This is a genomic window from Pseudomonas sp. TMB3-21 (assembly GCF_054898145.1).
In genome coordinates, this window is sequence record NZ_CM142718.1 from 98,513 (window position 1) to 120,254 (window position 21,742).

General features: G+C 59.1%; 21 protein-coding genes. 8 read left to right on the top strand and 13 right to left on the bottom strand.

Translation table 11 applies throughout. The features are described 5' to 3' along the window. The first annotated feature begins 140 nt into the window (after positions 1-140). A complete protein-coding gene (locus ACYZTS_RS00635; RefSeq protein ID WP_461993273.1) occupies positions 141-1,160 on the top strand; it encodes a DUF4917 family protein in 1,020 nt (339 codons plus the stop codon). Between the two features lie 112 nt (positions 1,161-1,272). Here the strand turns inward: ACYZTS_RS00635 and ACYZTS_RS00640 are convergent, their stop codons facing one another. After that, a complete protein-coding gene (locus tag ACYZTS_RS00640) occupies positions 1,273-1,815 on the bottom strand; it encodes a helix-turn-helix domain-containing protein (protein WP_461993275.1) in 543 nt (180 codons plus the stop codon). 159 nt (positions 1,816-1,974) lie between these two features. On the opposite strand from ACYZTS_RS00640, the gene ACYZTS_RS00645 reads away from it, so the two are divergent. Continuing rightward, positions 1,975-2,757 carry an aldolase gene (locus tag ACYZTS_RS00645; RefSeq protein ID WP_028622204.1) on the top strand — a complete coding sequence of 261 codons (783 nt, stop codon included), beginning with the start codon at positions 1,975-1,977 and terminating at the stop codon, positions 2,755-2,757. Positions 2,758-2,784: 27 nt separating this feature from the next. Next, on the top strand, positions 2,785-3,672 hold the full coding sequence (locus ACYZTS_RS00650) for a dihydrodipicolinate synthase family protein (RefSeq protein ID WP_028622203.1): 888 nt from the start codon (positions 2,785-2,787) through the stop codon (positions 3,670-3,672). Between the two features lie 115 nt (positions 3,673-3,787). On the opposite strand, the gene ACYZTS_RS00655 is transcribed toward ACYZTS_RS00650, so the two are convergent. The 4 genes from ACYZTS_RS00655 to ACYZTS_RS00670 form a co-directional block, all read right to left on the bottom strand. Then, on the bottom strand, positions 3,788-4,093 hold the full coding sequence (locus tag ACYZTS_RS00655; protein WP_028622202.1) for a ribbon-helix-helix domain-containing protein: 306 nt from the start codon (positions 4,091-4,093) through the stop codon (positions 3,788-3,790). Positions 4,094-4,106: 13 nt separating this feature from the next. After that, a complete protein-coding gene (locus ACYZTS_RS00660; RefSeq protein ID WP_461993278.1) occupies positions 4,107-4,688 on the bottom strand; it encodes a DJ-1/PfpI family protein in 582 nt (193 codons plus the stop codon). A gap of 80 nt (positions 4,689-4,768) precedes the next feature. Next, the gene (locus ACYZTS_RS00665; protein ID WP_461993280.1) at positions 4,769-6,379 is read right to left on the bottom strand and encodes an ATP-binding protein; all 1,611 of its coding nucleotides are present in this window, start codon (positions 6,377-6,379) and stop codon (positions 4,769-4,771) included. Beyond that, on the bottom strand, positions 6,376-7,098 hold the full coding sequence (locus ACYZTS_RS00670) for a response regulator (protein ID WP_028622199.1): 723 nt from the start codon (positions 7,096-7,098) through the stop codon (positions 6,376-6,378). Before ACYZTS_RS00670 ends, ACYZTS_RS00665 begins: the two co-directional genes overlap by 4 nt. A gap of 731 nt (positions 7,099-7,829) precedes the next feature. On the opposite strand from ACYZTS_RS00670, the gene ACYZTS_RS00675 reads away from it, so the two are divergent. Beyond that, the gene (locus ACYZTS_RS00675; RefSeq protein WP_461993282.1) at positions 7,830-10,724 is read left to right on the top strand and encodes a ribonucleoside-diphosphate reductase subunit alpha; all 2,895 of its coding nucleotides are present in this window, start codon (positions 7,830-7,832) and stop codon (positions 10,722-10,724) included. Positions 10,725-11,032: 308 nt separating this feature from the next. On the opposite strand, the gene flgE is transcribed toward ACYZTS_RS00675, so the two are convergent. The 6 genes from flgE to ACYZTS_RS00705 all read right to left on the bottom strand — a co-directional run bounded on the left by flgE (position 11,033) and on the right by ACYZTS_RS00705 (position 16,144). Next, positions 11,033-12,349 (bottom strand): flagellar hook protein FlgE, encoded by a 1,317-nt coding sequence (gene flgE, locus ACYZTS_RS00680; RefSeq protein ID WP_461993284.1) that lies wholly within the window; start codon positions 12,347-12,349, stop codon positions 11,033-11,035. Positions 12,350-12,379: 30 nt separating this feature from the next. Further along, entirely contained in the window at positions 12,380-13,102 is a 723-nt protein-coding gene (gene flgD / locus ACYZTS_RS00685) for a flagellar hook assembly protein FlgD (RefSeq protein ID WP_028622196.1), read from the bottom strand. A 15-nt stretch (positions 13,103-13,117) separates the two neighbouring features. Further along, positions 13,118-13,561: a flagellar basal body rod protein FlgC gene (flgC, locus tag ACYZTS_RS00690; protein WP_028622195.1), complete on the bottom strand. Its 444-nt coding sequence runs from the start codon at positions 13,559-13,561 to the stop codon at positions 13,118-13,120. Positions 13,562-13,564: 3 nt separating this feature from the next. Next, on the bottom strand, positions 13,565-13,972 hold the full coding sequence (gene flgB, locus ACYZTS_RS00695; RefSeq protein WP_028622194.1) for a flagellar basal body rod protein FlgB: 408 nt from the start codon (positions 13,970-13,972) through the stop codon (positions 13,565-13,567). A gap of 365 nt (positions 13,973-14,337) precedes the next feature. After that, positions 14,338-15,165, bottom strand: coding sequence for a protein-glutamate O-methyltransferase CheR (gene cheR / locus ACYZTS_RS00700; protein WP_461993287.1), 828 nt, complete (start codon positions 15,163-15,165; stop codon positions 14,338-14,340). A 46-nt stretch (positions 15,166-15,211) separates the two neighbouring features. Continuing rightward, the gene (locus ACYZTS_RS00705) at positions 15,212-16,144 is read right to left on the bottom strand and encodes a chemotaxis protein CheV (RefSeq protein ID WP_028622192.1); all 933 of its coding nucleotides are present in this window, start codon (positions 16,142-16,144) and stop codon (positions 15,212-15,214) included. An 83-nt stretch (positions 16,145-16,227) separates the two neighbouring features. Here ACYZTS_RS00705 and flgA point away from each other — a divergent pair, with 83 nt between their 5' ends. From flgA to ACYZTS_RS00725, 4 genes are all read left to right on the top strand, one after another. Continuing rightward, the gene (gene flgA / locus ACYZTS_RS00710) at positions 16,228-16,989 is read left to right on the top strand and encodes a flagellar basal body P-ring formation chaperone FlgA (protein ID WP_028622191.1); all 762 of its coding nucleotides are present in this window, start codon (positions 16,228-16,230) and stop codon (positions 16,987-16,989) included. A 169-nt stretch (positions 16,990-17,158) separates the two neighbouring features. Further along, positions 17,159-17,485, top strand: a complete 327-nt coding sequence (flgM, locus tag ACYZTS_RS00715; RefSeq protein WP_028622190.1) for a flagellar biosynthesis anti-sigma factor FlgM — start codon at positions 17,159-17,161, stop codon at positions 17,483-17,485. 48 nt (positions 17,486-17,533) lie between these two features. Continuing rightward, complete coding sequence (locus tag ACYZTS_RS00720; protein WP_461993290.1) at positions 17,534-18,001, top strand: flagella synthesis protein FlgN; 468 nt, start codon at positions 17,534-17,536, stop codon at positions 17,999-18,001. A gap of 92 nt (positions 18,002-18,093) precedes the next feature. After that, entirely contained in the window at positions 18,094-18,840 is a 747-nt protein-coding gene (locus tag ACYZTS_RS00725) for a flagellar brake protein (protein WP_461993292.1), read from the top strand. 81 nt (positions 18,841-18,921) lie between these two features. On the opposite strand, the gene ACYZTS_RS00730 is transcribed toward ACYZTS_RS00725, so the two are convergent. Together ACYZTS_RS00730 and ACYZTS_RS00735 are read right to left on the bottom strand one after the other, a co-directional pair. After that, positions 18,922-20,298 carry an MFS transporter gene (locus ACYZTS_RS00730; RefSeq protein ID WP_461993294.1) on the bottom strand — a complete coding sequence of 459 codons (1,377 nt, stop codon included), beginning with the start codon at positions 20,296-20,298 and terminating at the stop codon, positions 18,922-18,924. 176 nt (positions 20,299-20,474) lie between these two features. Further along, entirely contained in the window at positions 20,475-21,716 is a 1,242-nt protein-coding gene (locus ACYZTS_RS00735; protein ID WP_461996553.1) for a glutamine synthetase family protein, read from the bottom strand. Positions 21,717-21,742: the final 26 nt, after the last annotated feature.

The window sequence follows — 21,742 nt, forward strand, 5'->3', positions numbered from 1 at the left end:
AGTGGCCGAATCAGCAATGCCGATTACGCGGGTACACACAGCATCGGCTCACCTGCAGCAGCGGATGTTGATCTGGCGCAAGTCCGCGTCGTGATAAAGTCGCCGCCCATCCGACCTTTAGTTTCGAGACGACCAACGCAATGACCGATTTCCAGGATGTTGATGCCCAACTTGAAGACTGGAACGCCTTGCGCACCACCGCTTCGTTCAGCGGCCTGCTGGTGGGCAACGGCGCCAGCCGTGCCGTGTGGGACGATTTTGGCTACGACTCGCTGTTCGAGAACGCCCGCACCGTTGAAGAAAAACCCCTGAGCCAGTCCGAGCTCAGCGTGTTTGAAGCCTTGCAGACCCGCAGCTTTGAGCAAGTGCTTAGCGCGTTGAAAATCACCAGCCGCGTGAACAAGGCGCTGGCGGTCAGTTCCGCCGCGCCGCGTAATCGGTACTACGCGATCAAGGAAGCACTGATCAATACCGTGCACGCGGTGCACATTCCATGGCGGCTGGTGGTGCCGACAACCTTGGCGACGATCAGTCAGGAATTCGGTCGCTACCGGACGGTGTTCACCACCAACTATGATTTGCTCAGCTATTGGGCGATCCAGCAGCAGCCCGAGGCGATCACCGATCTGTTTCAAGGTGCTGAACCTGGTTTTGACTTGAGCGCGACGGTCACCGACAAGACCCGCTTGCTGTACCTGCATGGCGGTTTGCACCTGGTGCGCAATCAGGACGGCACCGCGCGCAAACTGATGTCCACAGAGGGCACGTTGCTCGGCAGTTTCGCCATCAACAACACAATCAAGACGCTGGATGACGTGCCACTGTTTGTGAACGAAGGGCCGAGTGCGGACAAACTCAAGACCATTCGCAGCTCGGATTATCTGTCGTTCTGCTATGAGCAGTTGCTGGGGCATGGCGAGGGTTTATGCGTGTTTGGTCACGCGCTGGGTGAGCAGGACAACCACATCGTGCACGCGCTGCGCCAGGCGAAACCGAACGTGGTGGCGATCTCGATCAATCCGCGCAGCAAGGCGTTCATCCAGCATCAGAAGCGGCATTACGCGAAGCTGTTTGAGGGGACGGGGTGTGAGCTGCGGTTCTTTGATGCGAAGACACACGCGTTGGGGAGCTCGAAGCTGGCGGTGCCCGTCGAGGTTTAGCGCAGATGCGGCTGACGCCATCGCGAGCAGGCTCGCTCCCACATTGGACTTGAGGTGCTTGAAGATCCCCTGTGGGAGCGAGCCTGCTCGCGATGGCGTCAGCCCAGTCAACTCACTCTTCGCTGCTATGCACCACCACCAACAACTGCGCCTGCACCTCACCCACTGAGCGCAACCGGTGCGGTTTTTGCGCGTTGAAGTGCAGCGCATCCCCGCGATCGAGCAGCACGCGCTCGTTCATGAAATCCACTTCCACCTGCCCTTCATGGACGAACAGAAACTCTTCGCCCATATGCTCCTTGAAGGCCTTGTCGGTGAACTCGGTCGGCGGGTAGATGATGAACGGCAGCAGGCTGCGCTCGCTGACCTGATGCGCCAGCACCGCATAACCGGGGCTCTGGTCGTTGGCCGCCAGCGACTGGCGCTCGTGACTGCGTACCAGGCTGTAGCTGTCGAGGCTGACGCTGTCTTCGGAGAACAATTCCTCGACCTTCACATTCAGCGCCTTGGCCAGTTTCAGCGCGGCCGCAATTGACGGCGTGTTCAACCCCCGCTCGACTTTCGACAGATAACTCTTGGTCATGCCGGACTTTTCGGCCAGGGCCTCCAGCGTCACGCCAAGTTTTTTTCTCAATAACTTCAAACGGATAGACATGCGCAGCGATTAATCCATCAAGGAAGTGACGACTTATCCTTGCCAATGACACAAAGTGTCATATAGCATCATTCGTGTCATTTGCATTCACCGAAGACTTTGCGAGCAACGAGTGAACGGCAAACCCGACGTCCATTGAACGCACCAAGGGACACCGATATGGCCAAGACCTTAGCACTACCCAAAGAACAACTGGTCAAGCAAGCCCTGACGCAGATGCAAAATACCCTGGCGGATAATACGTGGACCGACCGGCAAAAGCTGGCCCTGACCTGCCGTATTCTATTCGAGAATGGTCACGACTCTGGCCTGGCCGGGCAAATCACCGCCCGTGGCCCGCAGCCCGGCACCTATTACACTCAGCAACTGGGGCTGGGTTTCGACGAGATCACCGCCAGCAACCTGCTGCTGGTCAACGAAGATCTGGAAGTGCTCGAGGGTCACGGCATGCCTAACCCGGCGAACCGTTTCCACAGTTGGGTTTACCGCGCCCGGCCGGATGTGAACTGCATCATCCACACGCACCCGACCCACATCGCAGCGCTGTCGATGCTCGAAGTGCCGCTGCAGATTTCCCACATGGACCTCTGCCCGCTCTACGACGACTGCGCGTTTCTGCAAGGCTGGCCGGGCGTGCCCGTCGGTAACGAAGAAGGCGATCTGATCGCCGGCGCTCTTGGCGACAAGCGCGCGGTGCTGCTTTCGCACCACGGCCAACTGTCCACCGGCAGCACCATTGAAGAAGCGTGTGTCATCGCGCAATTGATCGAACGCGCGGCCAGGTTGCAGCTGCTGGCAATGAGCGCCGGCACCATCAAGCCGATCATTCCCGAACTCGGCCGTGAAGCTCACGACTGGATTGCCCGGCCCAAGCGCCACGCCGCCGCTTTCAACTATTACGCTCGGCAGAACCTGCGCCAACACGCCGATTGCCTGAACTGAACCCACCCTTTTCAAAGGAGAGACACCATGTCGAACCCAAACATTCACGGCATCATCGGCTACACCATCACCCCGTTCGGCGCCAATGGCGAAGGCGTTGACCTCGACGCGCTCGGCCGCTCCATCGACCGCTTGATCGAAAGCGGCGTGCATGCGATCGCCCCGCTGGGCAGCACTGGCGAAGGCGCTTACCTGAGCGATGCCGAGTGGGATCAGGTCAGCGAATTCAGCATTAAGCACGTGGCCAAGCGCGTGCCAACGATTGTCAGCGTGTCCGACCTGACCACCGCCAAAGCCGTGCGCCGCGCCCGTTTTGCCGAGGCCCACGGCGCCGACGTGGTGATGGTGTTGCCGACGTCCTACTGGAAGCTGACCGAAGCGGAAATCCTCGCCCATTACCGCGCCATCGGCGACAGCATCGGCGTGCCAATCATGCTCTACAACAACCCGGCCACCAGCGGCACGGACATGTCCGTCGACCTGATCCTGCGAATCGTCAACGGCGTGGAAAACGTGACCATGGTCAAGGAAAGCACTGGCGACATTCAGCGCATGCACAGGCTGCAACTGCTGGGCGAAGGTCAGGTGCCTTTCTACAACGGCTGCAACCCATTGGCGCTGGAAGCGTTCGCAGCAGGCGCTGCAGGCTGGTGCACGGCGGCGCCGAACCTGATTGCGCAGCTCAACCTCGACCTGTACGAAGCAACGCTGTCGAAAGATCTGGGCAAGGCGCGTGAACTGTTCTATCGCCAGTTGCCGCTGCTGGATTTCATCCTCAAGGGCGGCTTGCCGGCGACCATCAAGGCGGGCTTGCGGGCGACAGGGCTGGAAGTGGGCGATCCGCGGCTGCCGGTGTTTCCGTTGAGTGAGGCAGGTTGCAATCAATTGCAAAGCTTGTTGAAAGCGCTGCGGTGATGTTCAGGGCCTCGCCCACTGACTGGAAGCGAATTTGCTCGCGGCGGCGCTCAGACCATCGCGAGCAGGCTCGTTCCTCCAGTAAAATTCGGCAGTGTGAGCGACGCGGTCTACGCTACTTCACCGCCGAGCGCACCACCGACAACGCCGGCGCTTGCGCCCGCCGCTGGCTCAGATAGCGCGTACAACTCACCCGCAGAAACGAAGCAAAATTCACCACCTCCCCGCGATAATCCATCACCTCTTCATACAGCTTGGCGATCAACTGGTTGGTGGTCATGCCATCGACCTCGGCGATCTCACTGAGGATGTCCCAGAACTGATTCTCCAGGCGCAACGTGGTCACCACGCCACGGATGCGCAACGAGCGCGAGCGCGATTCGTAGAGAATCGGATCGGCTTTGACGTACAGCTCGCACATGACAGGGCCTTCGTTACAAGGTGATTTTGGTGCCCAGCAAGCCGAGAAAACCGGCGAGCCAGTTCGGGTGCGCCGGCCAAGCCGGAGCAGTCGCCAGATTGCCTTGAACGTGGCCCTGCGTCACCGGGATATCGATGAACGTGCCACCGGCCAGCCGCACCTCCGGGGCGCAGGCCGGGTAAGCACTGCACTCGCGACCATTGAGCATGCCTGCCGCCGCCAGCAATTGCGCACCATGGCACACGGCGGCGATCGGTTTGCCGGCCTTGTCGAAGGCTCGCACCAGTTCGAGAACTTTTTCGTTCAGGCGCAGGTACTCCGGCGCACGGCCGCCGGGAATGACCAGCGCATCGTAGTCCGCCTCGGCCACCTGGGCGAAGTCGAAATTCAAGGCGAACAGGTGTCCAGGTTTTTCGCTGTAGGTCTGGTCGCCTTCGAAGTCATGAATCGCTGTGCGCACGGTTTGCCCGGCGGCTTTGTCAGGGCACACGGCGTGCACCGTATGACCCACCATCAGCAGCGCCTGAAACGGCACCATCACTTCATAATCTTCGACGTAATCGCCGACCAGCATCAGAATGTTCTTGGCAGCCATGGGGAAGAGTCCTCCGGGAAAGCATGGGAAGACTCACGGTAGTCCTTTCCCACAACCGCAGGTAATAACCCCCTACTACCTCAGCGCCGCTCCTGATTCCTCGGCCAGCTCAGGCTGAAACACGCGCCGCCCAGGCTCTTGCTCTTGCTGATCAACGCCCGTCCGTCGTGCCAGTGAATAATGCGACGCACGATCGACAATCCCAGCCCATGTCCGCCCGACGCCCGGGTTCGGCTGTCGTCGAGGCGCAGGAATGGCGTGAAGATTTTTTCCCACGCCGATTCCGGCACTCCGGGACCGTCGTCTTCGATGTCGACCCGACAACGCTGCTGGCCAACCTGATAACTAACGGTCACCCGCGATTGCGCATGACGCATGGCGTTGCCCACCAGGTTCTGAATCGCGCGGTGCAGGTAACGCGGCTCGGCCTCGACCCAGGCGTCGTCGCAATCGGCCGCCGACAGGCACAAACCGCGTTGCACACTGACGTCGGCGCGCAACGGGGCGAGCTCTTCGATCACTTGATTGACCAGCGCATCCAGATCGATGCGCTGGAAAATCAGCGCCGGCGAGCCCTGCTCCAGCCGTGCGTACGTGAGCATTTCATCGACCAGCTTGTCGAGGTCTTCGATGTCGTGGTCCATGCCCTCGCGGTACTTTTCCAGTGCCTGGGGCGTGGTCGCCGAGCCGATCATCTCCAGGCCGAAACGCAGGCGCGCCACCGGCGTACGCAATTCGTGAGATACCGCGCGCACCAGTTCACGCTGAATCGCCAGCAACTGCTGCAGATGCTCAGCCATGCCATTAAACGCCGAGGCCAGACGCCCGACCGAGTCGGCGCCGCGTGTCGGCACGCGGGTTTCCAGGCTGCCCTTGGCGATGCGTGTGGCGGCGGCTTCAAGACCGCGCAGGCGACGTTCCAGTTGTCGCACCAGCAAGTAGACAATCAGGCCGATCAGGCTCAGACCGAGGGCCGCGATCAACACCAGCCATTGCGGCGGATACGGGTTCATCTGATACAGCGGCCCGATTTCCAGGACCCACGGCGTGCCGACCATGCCGGCAAATACGCGAATTGAATCGCCGCCCTTGCCCAGCGCCATCACCGTATCGCCCTCGGAAACCCGGCGGCTCTGGTCTTCATCCATGTCGGCCTGATCGACCGTGACCAGGCGCAAATCGAAGCCGAAGCCCTTTTCTTCCTTTAACTGCGCGAGGCGTTTGGGCTGATCGGCCACGGGCACGCGCACCAGTTCGTCGGCGAGCAAATAAATGGTCGCCCGCGCCAGCTGTTCGCTGATCTGCTGCACCTCACCCGTGAGCACCAGCTGTTCCTTCTCGCTGACCAGCCGATAGACCTTCGCCGCGTGTGGCCCGGTTTGCTCCACCAACGCCTGACCGCGCAGCACGCGGGTGCGCTGGGTCAGATCGAGATCGGTCTGGGCGAACGTCTTCAGCCCCAACGGAATCCCCAGCAACCGCTCCCAGCCCAGAATCGCACGGTGGCGCTGGGTTTCGTTCATGGGTTGCAGGTTGTCGGCCATCAGCGAAAACGTGCCGTGGGCCAGGCGTTCGCGGTATTGCTCGCCACGCACCTGATTGAGCAGGTGCAAGGCCAGCACGCCGAGCACCGCTACCAGAATCAGCGCAGCGCACATGCCCCCGTAAATGCGCAGAAAGATCGAGTTCACAACGAAGCGTCTACGCAGGCTTCAGGGACGAACAGATAGCCTTTGCTGCGGATGGTCTTGATCAGGCGCGGATGCTCGGGGTCGTCACCGATTTTGGGGCGAATGCGCGAGATGCGCACGTCGATCGAGCGGTCCTGGCCGTCATAGCCGATGCCGCGCAGAGCGGTGAAAATCTCTTCGCGAGACAAGATGCGCCCGGCGTTGGCGACCAATAGCCAGAGCAGATCGAATTCGGCGCTGGTCAGTTCGATGCCGTTGTCGTTCAACCAGGCCTCGCGCAATGCGTTGTCGACGACCAGCGGTCCAAATTGCAAACGCCGTTGTTTTTCCGGCGCCGCTTCGGGTGCCTCGCTACGCCGCAGCAGCGCCTGAATGCGCGCCAGCAACAGGCGCGGGCGCACGGGTTTGCACACGTAATCGTCGGCCCCCAGGTCGAGGCCGAGAATCTGGTCGGTGTCGTCGGTGCGGGCCGTGAGCATCAGGATCGGCCCGTCGTAGCGGTCGCGAACCTTGCGGCAGATGCTCAGGCCATCTTCGCCGGGCAGCATCAGGTCGAGGATCACCAGGTCTGGTTTCTCATTGATGATGCGCGCCGCCGCGCGTGCGCCATTGCCCTCGATCGAAACACGCAGGCCATTGGCTTCCAGGTAATCGCGGGTCAGTTCGGCCAGTCGCTGGTCATCCTCGACAATCAATACCTGCCAGGCTTCTTGCTCCACGGTGACCTCTGCTAGCCAACAACATCAATAAAGAAGGATCCGCCCGTCTTTTTGTAATGATTGGGGAGGATAAGAATGCGTGTGCATCGGCCGATTGTATAAACGCCGGCCGCCGAGAACACAAGCCGATAAATGCATCCGAAAACGTCGATTTTTCTGTGATCAGGTTCGCGCCCTTGAAAAACCGACGGACCGTTTTCAATCACTGAAAAACCCTGAAAAAGGGTCCGCTCCAGTAGCGTCGCGGCTTACACGCACGTTCCACCTTTCACACACAATTTACGCACAGGCTTATCCACAGGTAGTACGTTGCAACACCCCCCAAAACGCATTATCTTGTAGCCCGTCGCGAAAAAAACCCTACATGTAGGGTTTTAGCTTAAAAGACCAACCACATTTCAGACCAGAAACTCAAGCGCTTTAATTGCCTGTTTAGGGTTGACCAGCGTGATTTTTCAAGCCCATACCGCCTCTGCGGATGGCACCGTTTTTCAGGCCAAAAATTGCCGAAACGGTACGGGTGTTGCAGTAAGACTCACACCCTGAAAGGAATCCGGTTTCGGGCCCAGGCTCGGCACCAAAGACTTCGGCACGGAAGCGGCATCATTAGCTTTTTCCTACTGTCCCGAAGTGGTTATGCCCGACGCCCGTCGGTTGTAGTGCTTCAGGACAGAACGGTGGGCACCGTGATGGTGCCCAAACAAACATAGAGAATGTGGAGACAACCCCCCATGCAAACCGACACAACTCGCGAGAACCCGCAGGGCACCTTGCCGCAGGCCGCTGATTCGAATTCGGATCTGTCCGCCACCGCGCCTGGCCAGCTGCGCGTGATCAAGCGTAACGGCACTGTCGTTCCTTATACCGACGACAAAATCACCGTCGCGATCACCAAAGCGTTTCTCGCAGTTGAGGGCGGCACCGCTGCCGCTTCGTCGCGAATCCATGACACCGTGGCGCGCCTGACCGAACAGGTCACCGCAACGTTCAAGCGTCGCATGCCATCGGGCGGCACCATCCACATCGAAGAAATCCAGGACCAGGTCGAACTGGCCCTGATGCGTGCCGGCGAGCAGAAAGTGGCGCGCGACTACGTGATCTACCGTGACGGTCGTTCGAAAGAACGCGCTGCCCACGCGCCGGCCGAGGAAGCGGTCAACGCTCACCCGTCGATCCGCATCACTCGCGCCGATGGCACTTTTGCGCCTCTGGACATGGGTCGCCTGAACACCATCGTTACCGAAGCGTGCGAAGGCCTGGAAGAAGTCGACGGCGACCTGATCCAGCGCGAAACCCTGAAAAACCTCTACGACGGCGTGGCCCTGACCGACGTCAACACCGCTTTGGTGATGACCGCCCGCACCCTGGTCGAGCGTGAGCCGAACTACTCGTTCGTCACCGCCCGCCTGCTGATGGACACCCTGCGTGCCGAAGGCCTGAATTTCCTCAACGTTGCCGAAAGCGCGACCCACCACGAAATGGTCGACCTGTACGCCAAGGCCTTGCCTGCTTACATCGCCAAGGGTATCGAATTCGAATTGCTGAACCCGATCCTGGCCACTTTTGACCTGGAAAAACTCGGCAAGGCCATCAACCACGAGCGCGATCAGCAGTTCACCTACCTGGGCCTGCAAACCCTGTACGACCGTTACTTCATCCACAAGGACGGTATCCGCTTCGAACTGCCGCAGATCTTCTTCATGCGTGTGGCCATGGGCCTGGCGATCGAAGAGAAGAACAAGGAAGACCGTGCGATCGAGTTCTACAACCTGTTGTCGTCCTTCGACTACATGTCCTCGACCCCGACCCTGTTCAACGCCGGCACCCTGCGTCCACAGTTGTCGAGCTGCTACCTGACCACCGTGCCGGATGACCTGTCGGGCATTTACCACGCGATTCACGACAACGCCATGTTGTCGAAATTTGCTGGCGGCCTGGGCAACGACTGGACGCCGGTTCGTGCCTTGGGTTCGTACATCAAGGGCACCAACGGCAAATCCCAGGGCGTCGTGCCGTTCCTGAAAGTGGTGAACGACACCGCCGTCGCCGTTAACCAGGGTGGCAAGCGCAAAGGCGCTGTGTGTGCCTACCTGGAAACCTGGCACATGGACATTGAAGAGTTCATCGAGCTGCGCAAGAACACCGGTGATGATCGTCGTCGTACCCACGACATGAACACCGCCAACTGGATCCCTGACCTGTTCATGAAGCGCGTCTTCGATGACGGCCAGTGGACTCTGTTCTCGCCATCCGAAGTGCCGGACCTGCACGATCTGACCGGCAAAGCCTTCGAAGAGCGCTACGAATACTACGAAGCCCTGTCCCAGTACCCGGGCAAGATCAAGCTGTTCAAGACCATCCAGGCCAAAGACCTGTGGCGCAAAATGCTGTCCATGCTGTTTGAAACCGGCCACCCATGGCTGACCTTCAAAGACCCGTGCAACCTGCGCAGCCCGCAGCAGCACGTCGGCGTGGTTCACAGCTCGAACCTGTGCACCGAGATCACCTTGAACACCAACAAGGACGAGATCGCCGTTTGCAACCTGGGCTCGATCAACCTGCCGAACCACATCGTCAACGGCAAGCTGGACACCGCCAAGCTGGAACGCACCGTGAACACCGCCGTACGGATGCTCGATAACGTGATCGACATCAACTACTACTCGGTGCCGCAAGCGAAGAACTCCAACTTCAAGCACCGTCCGGTCGGTCTGGGCATCATGGGCTTCCAGGATGCGCTGTACCTGCAGCACATTCCTTACGGTTCCGACGCTGCCGTCGAGTTCGCCGACAAGTCGATGGAAGCGGTCAGCTACTACGCGATCCAGGCTTCGTGCGACCTGGCCGACGAGCGTGGCGCTTACGAGACGTTCCAGGGTTCGCTGTGGTCCAAGGGCATCCTGCCGCTGGATTCGCAACAGATCCTGATCGAGCAACGTGGCCAGAAGTACATCGACGTTGACCTCAACGAATCCCTCGACTGGGCACCGGTTCGCGCCCGTGTGCAGAAAGGCATTCGTAACTCCAACATCATGGCCATCGCACCGACCGCGACCATCGCCAACATCACTGGCGTTTCGCAGTCGATCGAACCGACTTACCAGAACCTCTACGTGAAATCGAACCTGTCGGGCGAATTCACCGTGATCAACCCGTACCTGGTTCGCGACCTGAAGGCTCGCGGTCTGTGGGACTCGGTCATGATCAACGACCTCAAGTACTACGACGGTTCGGTGCAGCAGATCGAGCGCATCCCGCAAGAACTCAAAGAGCTCTACGCGACTGCGTTCGAAGTGGACACCAAGTGGATCGTTGACGCGGCCAGCCGTCGTCAGAAGTGGATCGACCAGGCTCAGTCGCTGAACCTGTACATCGCCGGCGCTTCGGGCAAGAAGCTCGACGTGACCTACCGCATGGCCTGGTACCGTGGCCTGAAAACCACTTACTACCTCCGTGCCCTGGCCGCGACCAGCACCGAGAAGTCGACCATCAACACCGGCAAGCTGAACGCTGTTTCCAGCGGCGGCAACCACGGTGACGATTCGGTCCTGGCAGCGCCAGCCGGCCCTGCTCCAGTGCCGAAGGCTTGCGCCATCGACGAGCCGGATTGCGAAGCTTGCCAATAAGCTGAGCCGGTAGGCGCTGCAAGGCGCTGACCTCGAACCCCCCGATCAGTCTTGTTGATGGTCGGGGGTTTTCTTTTGCCCATGGAAATGTGCTGGCCGGTACGACGCCATCGCGGGCAAGCCACGCTCCCACAGGATTCATATCGTTTGATGGATGTGTGAGCACCACAAATCCTGTGGGAGCATGGCTTGCCCGCGAAGAGGCCCTCCCCGACCACACAAAATCCTGCCCCAGCCATAAAAATCCCGCCCACAAAAAAGCCCCTCTCTCGAGGGGCTCCTTGTGCAGCATTTTCAACCCACCCGCATCAAGCCATCTGAATGATGGTCTGCATGATGGTGCTCTGGGTGGAGATGGTCTTGGCGTTCGCCTGGTAGTTGCTCTGCGCCTTGATCAGGTCGACCAGTTCGCTGGTCAGATTGACGTTGGACTCTTCCAGCGCGTTGGAGCGGATCTGGCCCAGGGTGCCGGTTTCCGGCGCATCGTAGCCCGGGATGCCCGACGAGTAAGTTTCTTTCCAGCTGGTGCCGCCCACCGCTTGCAAGCCTTGCTCATTGGTGAAGCTGGCGAGCGAGATCTGACCAATCGGCTTGGTCTGGTAGTTGCTGAAGTTGGCCAGCATCACACCGCTGCCGTCGATGGTCAGGTTGGTGATCTGGCCAGTGGCGTAACCGTTCTGCGCCGGGATCGAACGCGCGGTGTCGGCATTGAACTGGGTGGTGTTGCTCATCGAAATGGTCACACCGTCCGGGTTCGCCGCTGCGCCGTTGGCCGTCCACACACCGTCAGTAACAGTGCCTGGGACCCAACCGGTGACTTTCAGATCAGGGCTGACGATCGGGGCCGGGGTAGCTGGCGTGGTGACGGAAACCAGTTTACCCGAGGTGTCGAAGACCATGGTCGACGGCACTGGACCGGTCACTTTAGGATCACTGCCGTCAGGGTTGCGGCCATCGATCAGGGTGTAAGTGTCCCAAGTGTTCGCGCCCGTCTTGACCATGTACTGGTCCATCTGGTGCTGATTGCCCTGGCTGTCGAATACCGGCGTACTGAACTGCTTGGTGAAGGTCTCGGTCTTGGTCGGATCGAACTTGTTGGTGACAACGGCCTGATCGATCACCGCCGCGGTGGAGTTCAGGTTGATCGTCGACGACACCACGCTGGTGGATTTCGGCGCGAGGTTCGACGTATCGATGCGCAGGTCGGTGAGGATGCCGTTCTGGATCTTGCCATTGGCATCCACGCCGTAACCCTGCAGACGCGCAGAGCCGTCGCTGTTGGTCACGTAACCTTCCTTGTCGACCTTGAACGTGCCGGAACGGGTGTAAGACAACGAACCGCTGTCGTTCAGCACGAAGAAACCGGAGCCATTGATGCCCATGTCCAGCACGTTGCCGGTGTTGTTGATGTCACCCTGGGTGAATTGCTGGGCCACGTTGGCCAGGCGCACGCCACTGCCGACGGTCTTGCTGCCCGAACCCAGCTTGGTCGCCGAGTAGACATCTTCGAATTCTGCACGGGACGATTTGAAACCGGTGGTCGCCACGTTGGCGATGTTGTTGCCGGTCACGTCCAGTTGTTTATTGGCTGCATAGAGACCGCTAAGGCCGATATTGAAAGACATATTCCACTCCTTTTGCCGGGTTAGTCGGCTCTATATACCAATGGTTTGAACTTTGGACAGGGCAATGCTGCCCAGCCCGGCCAGATTGAGCATCAATTCGCCGCCCGTCTGGCTGATCGTTACGCTGCTGACAGTCGCTGGCAGATTGGTTATCAGCGAGGTCGCCTTGTTGTCGATGTTGGCAGTGGCCGCAAAGGTATAAGTACCCGCCGGTGCCACTTCGCCCGCATCAGTCTTGCCGTCCCAAATAAAGCTGGCGTTGCCCGCCGACTGGCTGCCCATGTCGATGGTGCGGATAACCTTGCCTTCGGTGTTGGTGATCTTCAGCGTCACCGCATCCAGCGAGACCGGCACGGCAACGGTGCCGTTCAGGCTCTTGGAGGTATCGACCACGGCCTTGTCGCCCGGCGCGATGACGGAACGTCCGACCAGCGACGACGCCTGCAATGCCTGAGACGAGTTGTAGTTGCCGGCAATCCCGGAAACCGTGTCGTTCAGCGTGGTGATGCCTTCCAGGCTGCTGAACTGCGCCAACTGGGCAACGAACTCGCCGTTGTCCTGCGGCTCCAGCGGGTTCTGGTTTTTCAATTGCGTCACCAGCAATTGCAGGAACGCATCCTTGCCCAGTTCCTTCTTGCCCGTGGCGGTGCCGGTGGCCGACGCCAGGCTATCGTCTGTGGTGTTGGTCTTGATCGACGAATTGGCCAGGATGTCGTTGAGGCTGAAGCCACTGGTGGAATCGGTAACACTCATCTGAGTCGCCCCTTATCACTGACCGAGGGTCAGGACCTTCTGCATCATGGCTTTGGCGGTGTTCATCATTTCGGCGTTGGTCTGGAAAGAACGGCTCGCAGAAATCATGTCAGCCATCTCTTCCACCACATTGACGTTGGGGTAGTAGACGTAACCCTTGGCATCGGCCGATGGATGGTTCGGCTCGTAACGCGCATCCAGATTGCTCTGGTCTTCGACCACGCCCAGCACCTGCACACCCTGCCCTGCAGCGTCCTGGTTCTGAAACAGCGAATCGCTGCCGCCGGTCTGGCCGCCCTGGAACATGGTGGCGAATACCGGATGACGCGCGCGGTAGGTCTGGTCGATGCTCGACGAGACCGTCTCTGCGTTGGCGATATTACTGGCGACGGTGTTCAGGCGAGTGGTCTGGGCACTCATGCCGCTACCGGCAATGTTGAAAACGCTGGCGAGGGACATGAATTATTCTCCACGAAGGGCGGAAACCAGCCCTTTGAATTTGCTGTTGAGCAGGGTGAAGCTGGCCTGAAAGTTGACCGCGTTTTCGGCGTAGTTCGACTGCTCGATTTGCGCGTCCACGGTGTTCTGGTCGATCGACGGCTGCATCGGCGTGCGATACATCAGCGACTCGTCGCCATTGCCCAGGCCTTCGGCTTCGATATGACGGTTATTAGTCATGTTCAAGGCGAAAGAGCCGGTCTTGGTTTTCTCGTTCTGTGCGGCAAGCACTTTGGAGAAGTCCAGATCCCGAGCCTTGTAGTTCGGGGTGTCGGCGTTGGCGATGTTGTTGGCCAGGACTTCGGCACGCTGAGCGCGGAAGCCTAGGGCTTTTTCATGGATACCGAGCGCTTTATCGAAGCTGATGCTCATGTCGGGAAACCTTTGGGTGACCTGAATTTTCGTAAGTGAGACATAGCAAGCTGCGTGCCAATTTGAAAACGCCCGGAAACCGGGGCTTTGCGGGGAGCGGCGAAGCGGCAATGCCAGAAAAGCGGCAACGGATGTCCGCCGCCCGCCGCTTTTCTGCCGCTTATCACCCTCCAAAGAACACGACCTGCCCCTTGTAGGAGTGAGCCTGCTCGCGATCGCGGAGTTACAGCCGATAACATGTCGACTGACACGACGCCATCGCGAGCAGGCTCACTCCTACAGTGGCAGCGGTGCCAGGGAGGTGGTTGGCAGGCAAAAAAAAAACGGGAGCCGCTGAGGACTCCCGTTTTTCGTACCGCCAACCATCACTTCGCCTGGTAGATAATCCCCGGGCTGCACTGGACCATCTGGTAATGATCCGGCAAACCGTTCAGCGCTTCGGATGCGCCAAGGAACAGATAACCACCACGCTTCAACGTACTGTGGATACGCAACAGAATGTCCTTCTTCACCTCGGCAGAGAAGTAGATCAACACGTTGCGGCAGAACACGATGTCGAACTTGCCGAGGCTCGCATAGCTGTCCAGCAGGTTGAACGAGCGGAACTCCACGCGGCTCTTGATCGGCGCCTTGATCGCCCAGCGTCCCGCCCCTTTCGGGTCGAAGTAACGCTGCAGACGCTCGGGCGACAAACCACGGCCGAGCGCCAGGCTGTCGTACTCGCCGGTCTTGCAGTTGGTCAGCATGGTGCCGGACAAATCAGTGGCAACGATTTGCACACCTGACTTCAGCTGACCCATGTTGACCCGCTCGAACTCATCGATCGACATCGACAGCGAATACGGTTCCTGCCCCGACGAACACGCCGCCGACCAGATACGCAGACGCTGGCCCGGAGCGGCCTTGATCGCTTCCGGCAGCACCTTGTTCTTCAACACTTCAAACGGATAGGTGTCACGAAACCACAGGGTTTCGTTGGTCGTCATGGCGTCCACCACCATCTCGCGCAAACCGCTGCGCGGCTGGGTCTGGATGCGTTGAACCAACTCACCCAACGACTTGATGCCTTGCTGCTCCATCAGTTTGTTGAGACGGCTCGAGACCAGATACTGCTTGTTTTCACCGAGCAGAATGCCACAGGCTTTTTCCAGGAAGACCCGGAACTGTTCGAAATCCAAATTACCCGTAGACAAAGATGCCGCCTCTTAAATCGTGTTGACCGCCAGGGACAGAAGGTCCCTAGCTGTTATCTGCTGCTTTGATCCGGTTGACTACCCGGGATGCCAGGTCATCAGGACGGAACTTGGCGAGAAAGTCATCGGCTCCGACTTTCTTGACCATCGCCTGATTGAACACGCCCGACAACGAAGTGTGCAGGATGATGTGCAATTTTTGCATGCGTGGGTCGCTGCGGATTTCAGCCGTGAGTGTGTACCCGTCCATTTCCGGCATCTCGATGTCGGAAATCATCATCAGGAACTCTTCTTCCGGCTTCTTGCCCTCGTCAACCAGCTTGCGCAGGTAATCCAGCGCTTGCCGACCGTCGTTCAGCGCCACCACTTCGACACCGACTGTCTGCAGACAACGCGTGACCTGCTTTCGTGCCACTGAAGAGTCATCGACCGTCAATACCCGCAACGACAACGCCTTGTGCTGGGTTTCGACATCGACCACACCCACCGAAATCGCTTCCGGCGTTGGCGCTACTTCGGCCAGCACCTTTTCGACGTCGATGATTTCGACCAACTGATTGTCGACCCGAGTCACCGCCGTCAGGTAGTGATCGCGCCCGGTGCCCTTGGGCGGCGGATGGATCTCTTCCCAGTTCATGTTGACGATACGTTCCACCGAGCGCACCAGGAAACCCTGCGTCTTGGTGTTGTATTCCGTGATGATCACGAACGGATTGCTTTGATCTTTCAGTGCACCCGAACCGGTCGCCATCGCCAGATCGAGGATCGGAATGGTCGCCCCCCGGATACTGGCCACACCGCACACGACGGGACTGGACTTGGGCATCAGGGTCAGCTTGGGGCATTGCAGCACCTCGCGAACCTTGAACACGTTGATCCCGTACAGCTGCTGCCCGTCCAGACGGAACAACAACAGCTCAAGGCGATTCTGCCCCACCAGTTGCGTGCGCTGGTTTACTGAATCCATTACCCCAGCCATGCCCAGACTCCTACATCAACGCTCTAAGTGTGTTGCGACGCACATTCATCACTAAACGGCACGGCGCTTGCTTTTTAACCCGTATGAACTCAGAACCGACATTTTTCCGACGCCTGACATCAACCTTGCGCAGATTGCTCTGTGCGATGTCGGCCGTCTGCCTGTTCAACGCTGGCAGCCCTGCCCATGCTGACGCGGTTACCTTGCCTGATATGCTTATCGGCGTGACCCAGGGCTTTCTTGAATTCACCGTAGAGGACTATCTGGCAACCAGTCAAACGGAAGGCCGCTACGAGATACAGGTCAACCAGCTTGATCCAAGGTTGCGCATGCCCATGTGCGACAAGGAATTGACAGCGTCTCTGGAGAGTCCGGCGAAGCCACTGGGACGGGTAACGGTCAAGGTTCGCTGCGAGGGTGCCTCGCCCTGGACGGTGTTCGTACCCGCTCAAGTCCGCCTGTTTCGAGAGATTGTGACGACCACTCGTCCGTTAAGACGTGCCGATATTGTTCAGCCCGAAGATGTCGGGATGCGTGAACGCGACATCAGCCTGATCAGTCAGGGCTACCTGACCACGCTGGACCAGGCGATCGGGCAACGATTGACCCGACCAATGGTCGCCGATCAGGTCATTACGCTGGTCCACCTGGAGCAGGCCGAAGTCATTCGCAAAGGCGATCAGGTAGTGATCACCGCCCGCAGCGGCACGCTCAGCGTGCGCATGCCCGGCGAGGCCATGGCCAACGGTGGCATGAGCGAGCAGATTCGCGTAAAAAACCTCAACTCCAAGCGAGTCATCAAGGCGCAGGTCACCGCGCCTGGCCAAGTGGAAGTGTCCATGTAGGATTCTCTGCCGGTGAAAAGTGGCGTTGCCCGAGGCTGTTCCCTAAACTGTGCCTATGCAGAGAATTGCTGGCGCGTGCGGGCTCATTTCTTGAAAAATGGGCCTAAAGTTTTCCAAGGGAGAGCCGAAAACATGGCAAGCGTCCAAATACCTAGAGGTTTTTACGATCATGGTCATTGATTTCAGCCGTTTAAACAGCTCCTCGCCACTAACGGGCACTACACGTACCAGCGCCACCAAGGACGTTGCCGAAGCAGGCAAATCCGCGCCGCTGACTACCCCGGCCGAACAGGCCAATGCCACCAAGAGCGGGGAATCGGTACACCTCAGCAATGAGGCTCAACAGTTGCAGAAGGTCACTGACAAGCTGCGCGATCAGCCCGCCGTAGACAAAGCCCGTGTGGCCGAGTTGAAAGCCGCGATTGCCGATGGCAGCTATAAAGTCGACAGCAACCGTGTAGCCAGCAAACTGCTCAACTTCGAAGCCCAGCGCTAGGCCACCGCCTGCGCCAGGCTTTTGGACGCTTAAACCCCAAGGCCAGCCATGCACGACACTAATCTACTGCAACTGATCACCGACGACTTTGCTCCAGCGCAACATTTGCTGGAGTTATTGCAAACCGAATCCATCGCCTTGCACGGTCGCGACATGCCTTTGCTCGAAGAAATTCTGGCGCAGAAGCAGGCAATGATCATTCTGCTTGAACAGCATGGCCGCAAGCGCAGTGAACTCCTCGCCAGTCTCAACCTGCCGACCGATCGCAGTGGTCTGGAGCAACTCGCCAGCCAGTCGAGCATCGGCGATCAGTTATTGGCGCAGAGTGACGTGTTGACGGATCTTCTGGCTCAATGCCAGGCCGCAAACGGCAACAACGGCCAATCGATTCTGGTCCAGCAGGCGGCGACCGCCAATCAGCTGAAAATCCTCACCGGCGGTGAACCGCCAGCACTTTATGATGCCCGTGGATCTACCGCCAAGCTGTCGAAGCCTCGGCCGCTCAGCCAGGCTTGAAGCTGCTATTGCCCTCGCCCTATCAAGACGCGACACTTGCTGGCAATATACTGGCCAGCCGTAGTCTTATTCTGTCTGGAGATTGATGAACCGTGTCCAATGCCCTCAACGCGGAAGATGCGCCGCAGCCACCCAAGGTGCTTAGCACACCGTTGGAAATCTCCGGCAACCTGCGCCAGCTGCAAGACAGTCATGACCCGTTGATCATCACCTTTCTGGAGCGTACCCATCGCTTCCAGAGCTATCTGGTTGATGTTGACCGGGACAGTGGCACCATCGCTTTCGATGAAATGATCCCGCGTGATGGCGAACGCTTTTTGCTGGCCGGCGAACCGTTCAAGGTCGAAGGTTTTCACGACGGTGTGCGCATCGCCTGGGACAGCAACGGCCCCTTGAGCCTCGATGAATCGGGCGACAGTCGCTGCTACCGCGGGCCTTTGCCTGACGAGGTGGTTTACCACCAACGTCGCAATGCGTTTCGCGCAGCGTTGAAACTCGCGCAATTGGTGAGCGTCGATCTGGACGGCGAGAAGCTGAAGAAACCCATCAGCGGCAAGCTGCTCGACATCTCGGCTACCGGTTGCAAGTTGCGTTTCGAGGGTGACATCACCAGCAGTTTGCAGCTTGGTCAGGTTTACGACCGCTTCGCCGTTGACCTGCCGTTTGGCAAGATGAGTGCTCCGGTCGAGTTGCGTTATCTGCACTTTGAAGAAAAAATCTCCACCACCTTCGCCGGCATCCGTTTTCATAACATGAGCGGCCTGGTGCAGCGTCAAGTCGAGCGTTTCGTCTACCAGTTGCAGCGTGAAGCACGACGCTTCGACAAAGACGACTTCTGATACGCAGCTCCATCAAAAACGGGCAGTCCCTTGCGGTGACTGCCCGTTTTTTTATGCCTTCGCTTTTATCACGCCAGCAGGTTAAGGCCTGGCCTCGGTAAAACTCTGCTCGCGCCCCGCGTCCGGGTCTTCCGGCGGCGTTTCTGTCTCGGGCGCAGGTTCCGGCTCTGGCTCCGGCTCTGGTTCCGGCTCAACAGGGTTATGCATCTGCTCGTGCACCACTTGCTCATCAACCCGCGGGTCGAGGCAGGCCACCAGCGGCGAACTCGACATGCTGTCCGGCATGGCGACGTGATGCAGCGGCGCATCCTCCACCTGATGCAGGTTAGTGACCGCTTTCGGACGGATCCGCCAGACCAGCACCAAGGCAAAGAAACTGAAGAACGCATAGAGCATCTGACTGCCCAACACTTTCATCAATACACCGGCCACCAACGGTCCGATGCTCGCGCCGATGCCGTAAGTCACCAGCAGCATGGCCGTCAGCGATACCCGGCGATCTGCCTCGACATGGTCATTGGAAAACGCCACCGCCAGTGGATACAGGCAAAATTTTACCAATGAACAAATGAAGCCAGTGACGAACAACACCTCCAGCGGCACATCTTTCATGATTGCCAGCGGCAACGCCGCCACTGCCAGCACCAGCGCAAAACAGCGAATCAACAGCGCCCGGTCATAACGGTCCGACAGCCAGCCCAACGGCCACTGCACCAGTAGCCCGGCAAAAATGCAGCTACCCATGAACAGACCGACCTGTTCGGTGCTCAGCCCCTGTTGCGAGGCATACAGTGGCGCCAGACCGTAGAACGAGCCGATGATCAACCCCGCGCCCATCACCGTGCTCAATGACTGCGGCACGCGTTTCATAAAGAACCGCGGTTCCATGGGGGCCGGATGCAGTGCCGCCGGGTGAATCCGCTGGGTCAACGTCACCGGCACCAGGCACAGGGCGAAGCACAGCGCGACCAGCATCAGCAGTTCCGGACCGAGGCCCGGATGCATGACCAGAATCAGCTGACCCAGCACCAGCCCCAGATAAGAAGCAATCATGTAGCCGCTGAACACCGCCCCGCGTTGCGACGCTTCAGCCTGCTCGTTCAGCCAGCTTTCGATGACCATGTATTGGCACATCATGCCGAGGCCGACGATGACCCGCAGGAATATCCACGCCGGCAGCCAGTCCACCAGACCATGGCCCAGCACCGCCGCGCCGACGATCCCGGCGCAGGCCGAGTACGCTCGAATATGCCCGACCCGGGCGATCAACCGATGGCCGATCTTGCCGCCCAGTACCAGGCCAAAATAGTTGGCCGCCATCAACGCGCCGACCCACAGGCTGTCGACATTGTCGGCAGCCAGGCGCAGGGCAAGGTAAGTGCTGAGCAAACCAGAGCCGATCAGCATCATCAGCGAGGAGAAATACAGCGCTCGAAAAGGTTTCCAGATTTGGCGCATCGGCGTTCCGAGCGGCTCCTTGCAGTGAGTCACTCTGTGGGAGCAAGGCTTGCCCGCGATGACGGTGTGTCAGTCAACATGAATGTTGAATGTACCAACGTCTTCGCAGGCAAGCCTCGCTCCTGCAGAAATGGAGTTCGGGCTATCCGAAAAGATAGCCTGATGACGACGAATCGTCAGGCCTGGGCGGCCAGAACACGGCGCTCCCAGGGAGTAATTTCATCGAAGAAGCTGGTCAATTCCATGGACTTCGAAGCGACGTAGCCTTCGATGAACTCCGTGCCGAACAGTTCCTTCGCCAATTGACTACGCTTCAGACGCTCGAGAGCGGCGTGCAAGGTACACGGTAACGAAAGATTGTCCGGCACCTCGAATACGCCCTGAATCGCCTCGCTGGGCTCCAGCTTGTGCTCGATGCCATATAAACCGGCGGCCAGGCTCGCGGCGATGGCCAGGTATGGATTGGCATCGGCCCCCGGCAAGCGATTTTCGACCCGACGAGCGGCCGGCGAACTGGCCGGAATGCGCAGTCCGGCGGCGCGGTTGTCGTGTGACCAGCAGGCATTATTCGGCGATGCGAAGGGATGGCACAGGCGCTGGTACGAGTTGACGTTCGGCGCAAACAACGCGGTAAAGTCGGCCATGCCGGCCTGCTTACCGCCGATAAAGTGACGGAAGGTCGCGGTCGGTTCTCCTTTATCGTCGCTGAACACATTACGCCCGCTGCCGATCTCGACGATGCTCTGATGAATGTGCATCGAGCTGCCCGGGGTGTGCGCCAGCGGCTTGGCCATGCAGACCACGGTCAGGCCATGCTTGAGCGCAACTTCTTTGAGCAGATGTTTGAAAAGGAATGTCTGGTCGGCCAGCAACAGCGGATCGCCGTGCAGCAAGTTGATCTCGAACTGGCTGACGCCCATTTCGTGCATGAACGTGTCGCGGGGCAAATCAAGGGCCGCCATGCATTCATAGACTTCACTGAAGAAGGGACGCAAGCCGTTGTTGGAGCTGATGCTGAACGCCGAATGACCGTCTTCGCGTCGGCCGTCCAGACCCACCGGCGGCTGAAAGGGTTGGTTGGGATCGGTGTTCGGCGCAAAGACAAAAAATTCCAGCTCGGTCGCCACCACCGGCGCCAGGCCCAGCGCCGCGTAACGGGCGATGACCGCTTTGAGCTGGCCACGGGTCGACAGGTTGGAGCTTTCGCCGGTCAGCTCATCGGCGTCGCAGATGGCCAGGGCGCGTGGTTGCTTGCTCCAGGGCAAGCGGTGGATCTGTGCAGGGTCGGCGATCAACGCGAGGTCGCCGTCATCGCTGCCGTAGAACCGTGCCGGCGGATATCCGCCCATGATGCATTGCAGCAATACGCCCCGCGCCAGCTGCAAACGTCGTCCTTCGAGGAAACCCTCGGCGGTCATTACCTTACCGCGTGGTACGCCGTTCA

Excerpts from the sequence above, each read along its gene's own strand:
- ACYZTS_RS00635 (WP_461993273.1), top strand. The coding sequence starts at position 141 with ATGACCGATTTCCAGGATGTTGATGCCCAACTTGAAGACTGGAACGCC.
- ACYZTS_RS00640 (WP_461993275.1), bottom strand. The coding sequence starts at position 1,815 with ATGTCTATCCGTTTGAAGTTATTGAGAAAAAAACTTGGCGTGACGCTG.
- ACYZTS_RS00645 (WP_028622204.1), top strand. The coding sequence starts at position 1,975 with ATGGCCAAGACCTTAGCACTACCCAAAGAACAACTGGTCAAGCAAGCC.
- ACYZTS_RS00650 (WP_028622203.1), top strand. The coding sequence starts at position 2,785 with ATGTCGAACCCAAACATTCACGGCATCATCGGCTACACCATCACCCCG.
- ACYZTS_RS00655 (WP_028622202.1), bottom strand. The coding sequence starts at position 4,093 with ATGTGCGAGCTGTACGTCAAAGCCGATCCGATTCTCTACGAATCGCGC.
- ACYZTS_RS00660 (WP_461993278.1), bottom strand. The coding sequence starts at position 4,688 with ATGGCTGCCAAGAACATTCTGATGCTGGTCGGCGATTACGTCGAAGAT.
- ACYZTS_RS00675 (WP_461993282.1), top strand. The coding sequence starts at position 7,830 with ATGCAAACCGACACAACTCGCGAGAACCCGCAGGGCACCTTGCCGCAG.
- flgE (WP_461993284.1), bottom strand. The coding sequence starts at position 12,349 with ATGTCTTTCAATATCGGCCTTAGCGGTCTCTATGCAGCCAATAAACAA.
- flgD (WP_028622196.1), bottom strand. The coding sequence starts at position 13,102 with ATGAGTGTTACCGATTCCACCAGTGGCTTCAGCCTCAACGACATCCTG.
- flgC (WP_028622195.1), bottom strand. The coding sequence starts at position 13,561 with ATGTCCCTCGCCAGCGTTTTCAACATTGCCGGTAGCGGCATGAGTGCC.
- flgB (WP_028622194.1), bottom strand. The coding sequence starts at position 13,972 with ATGAGCATCAGCTTCGATAAAGCGCTCGGTATCCATGAAAAAGCCCTA.
- ACYZTS_RS00705 (WP_028622192.1), bottom strand. The coding sequence starts at position 16,144 with ATGGCTGGGGTAATGGATTCAGTAAACCAGCGCACGCAACTGGTGGGG.
- flgA (WP_028622191.1), top strand. The coding sequence starts at position 16,228 with ATGAACTCAGAACCGACATTTTTCCGACGCCTGACATCAACCTTGCGC.
- flgM (WP_028622190.1), top strand. The coding sequence starts at position 17,159 with ATGGTCATTGATTTCAGCCGTTTAAACAGCTCCTCGCCACTAACGGGC.
- ACYZTS_RS00720 (WP_461993290.1), top strand. The coding sequence starts at position 17,534 with ATGCACGACACTAATCTACTGCAACTGATCACCGACGACTTTGCTCCA.
- ACYZTS_RS00730 (WP_461993294.1), bottom strand. The coding sequence starts at position 20,298 with ATGCGCCAAATCTGGAAACCTTTTCGAGCGCTGTATTTCTCCTCGCTG.
- ACYZTS_RS00735 (WP_461996553.1), bottom strand. The coding sequence starts at position 21,716 with ATGACCGCCGAGGGTTTCCTCGAAGGACGACGTTTGCAGCTGGCGCGG.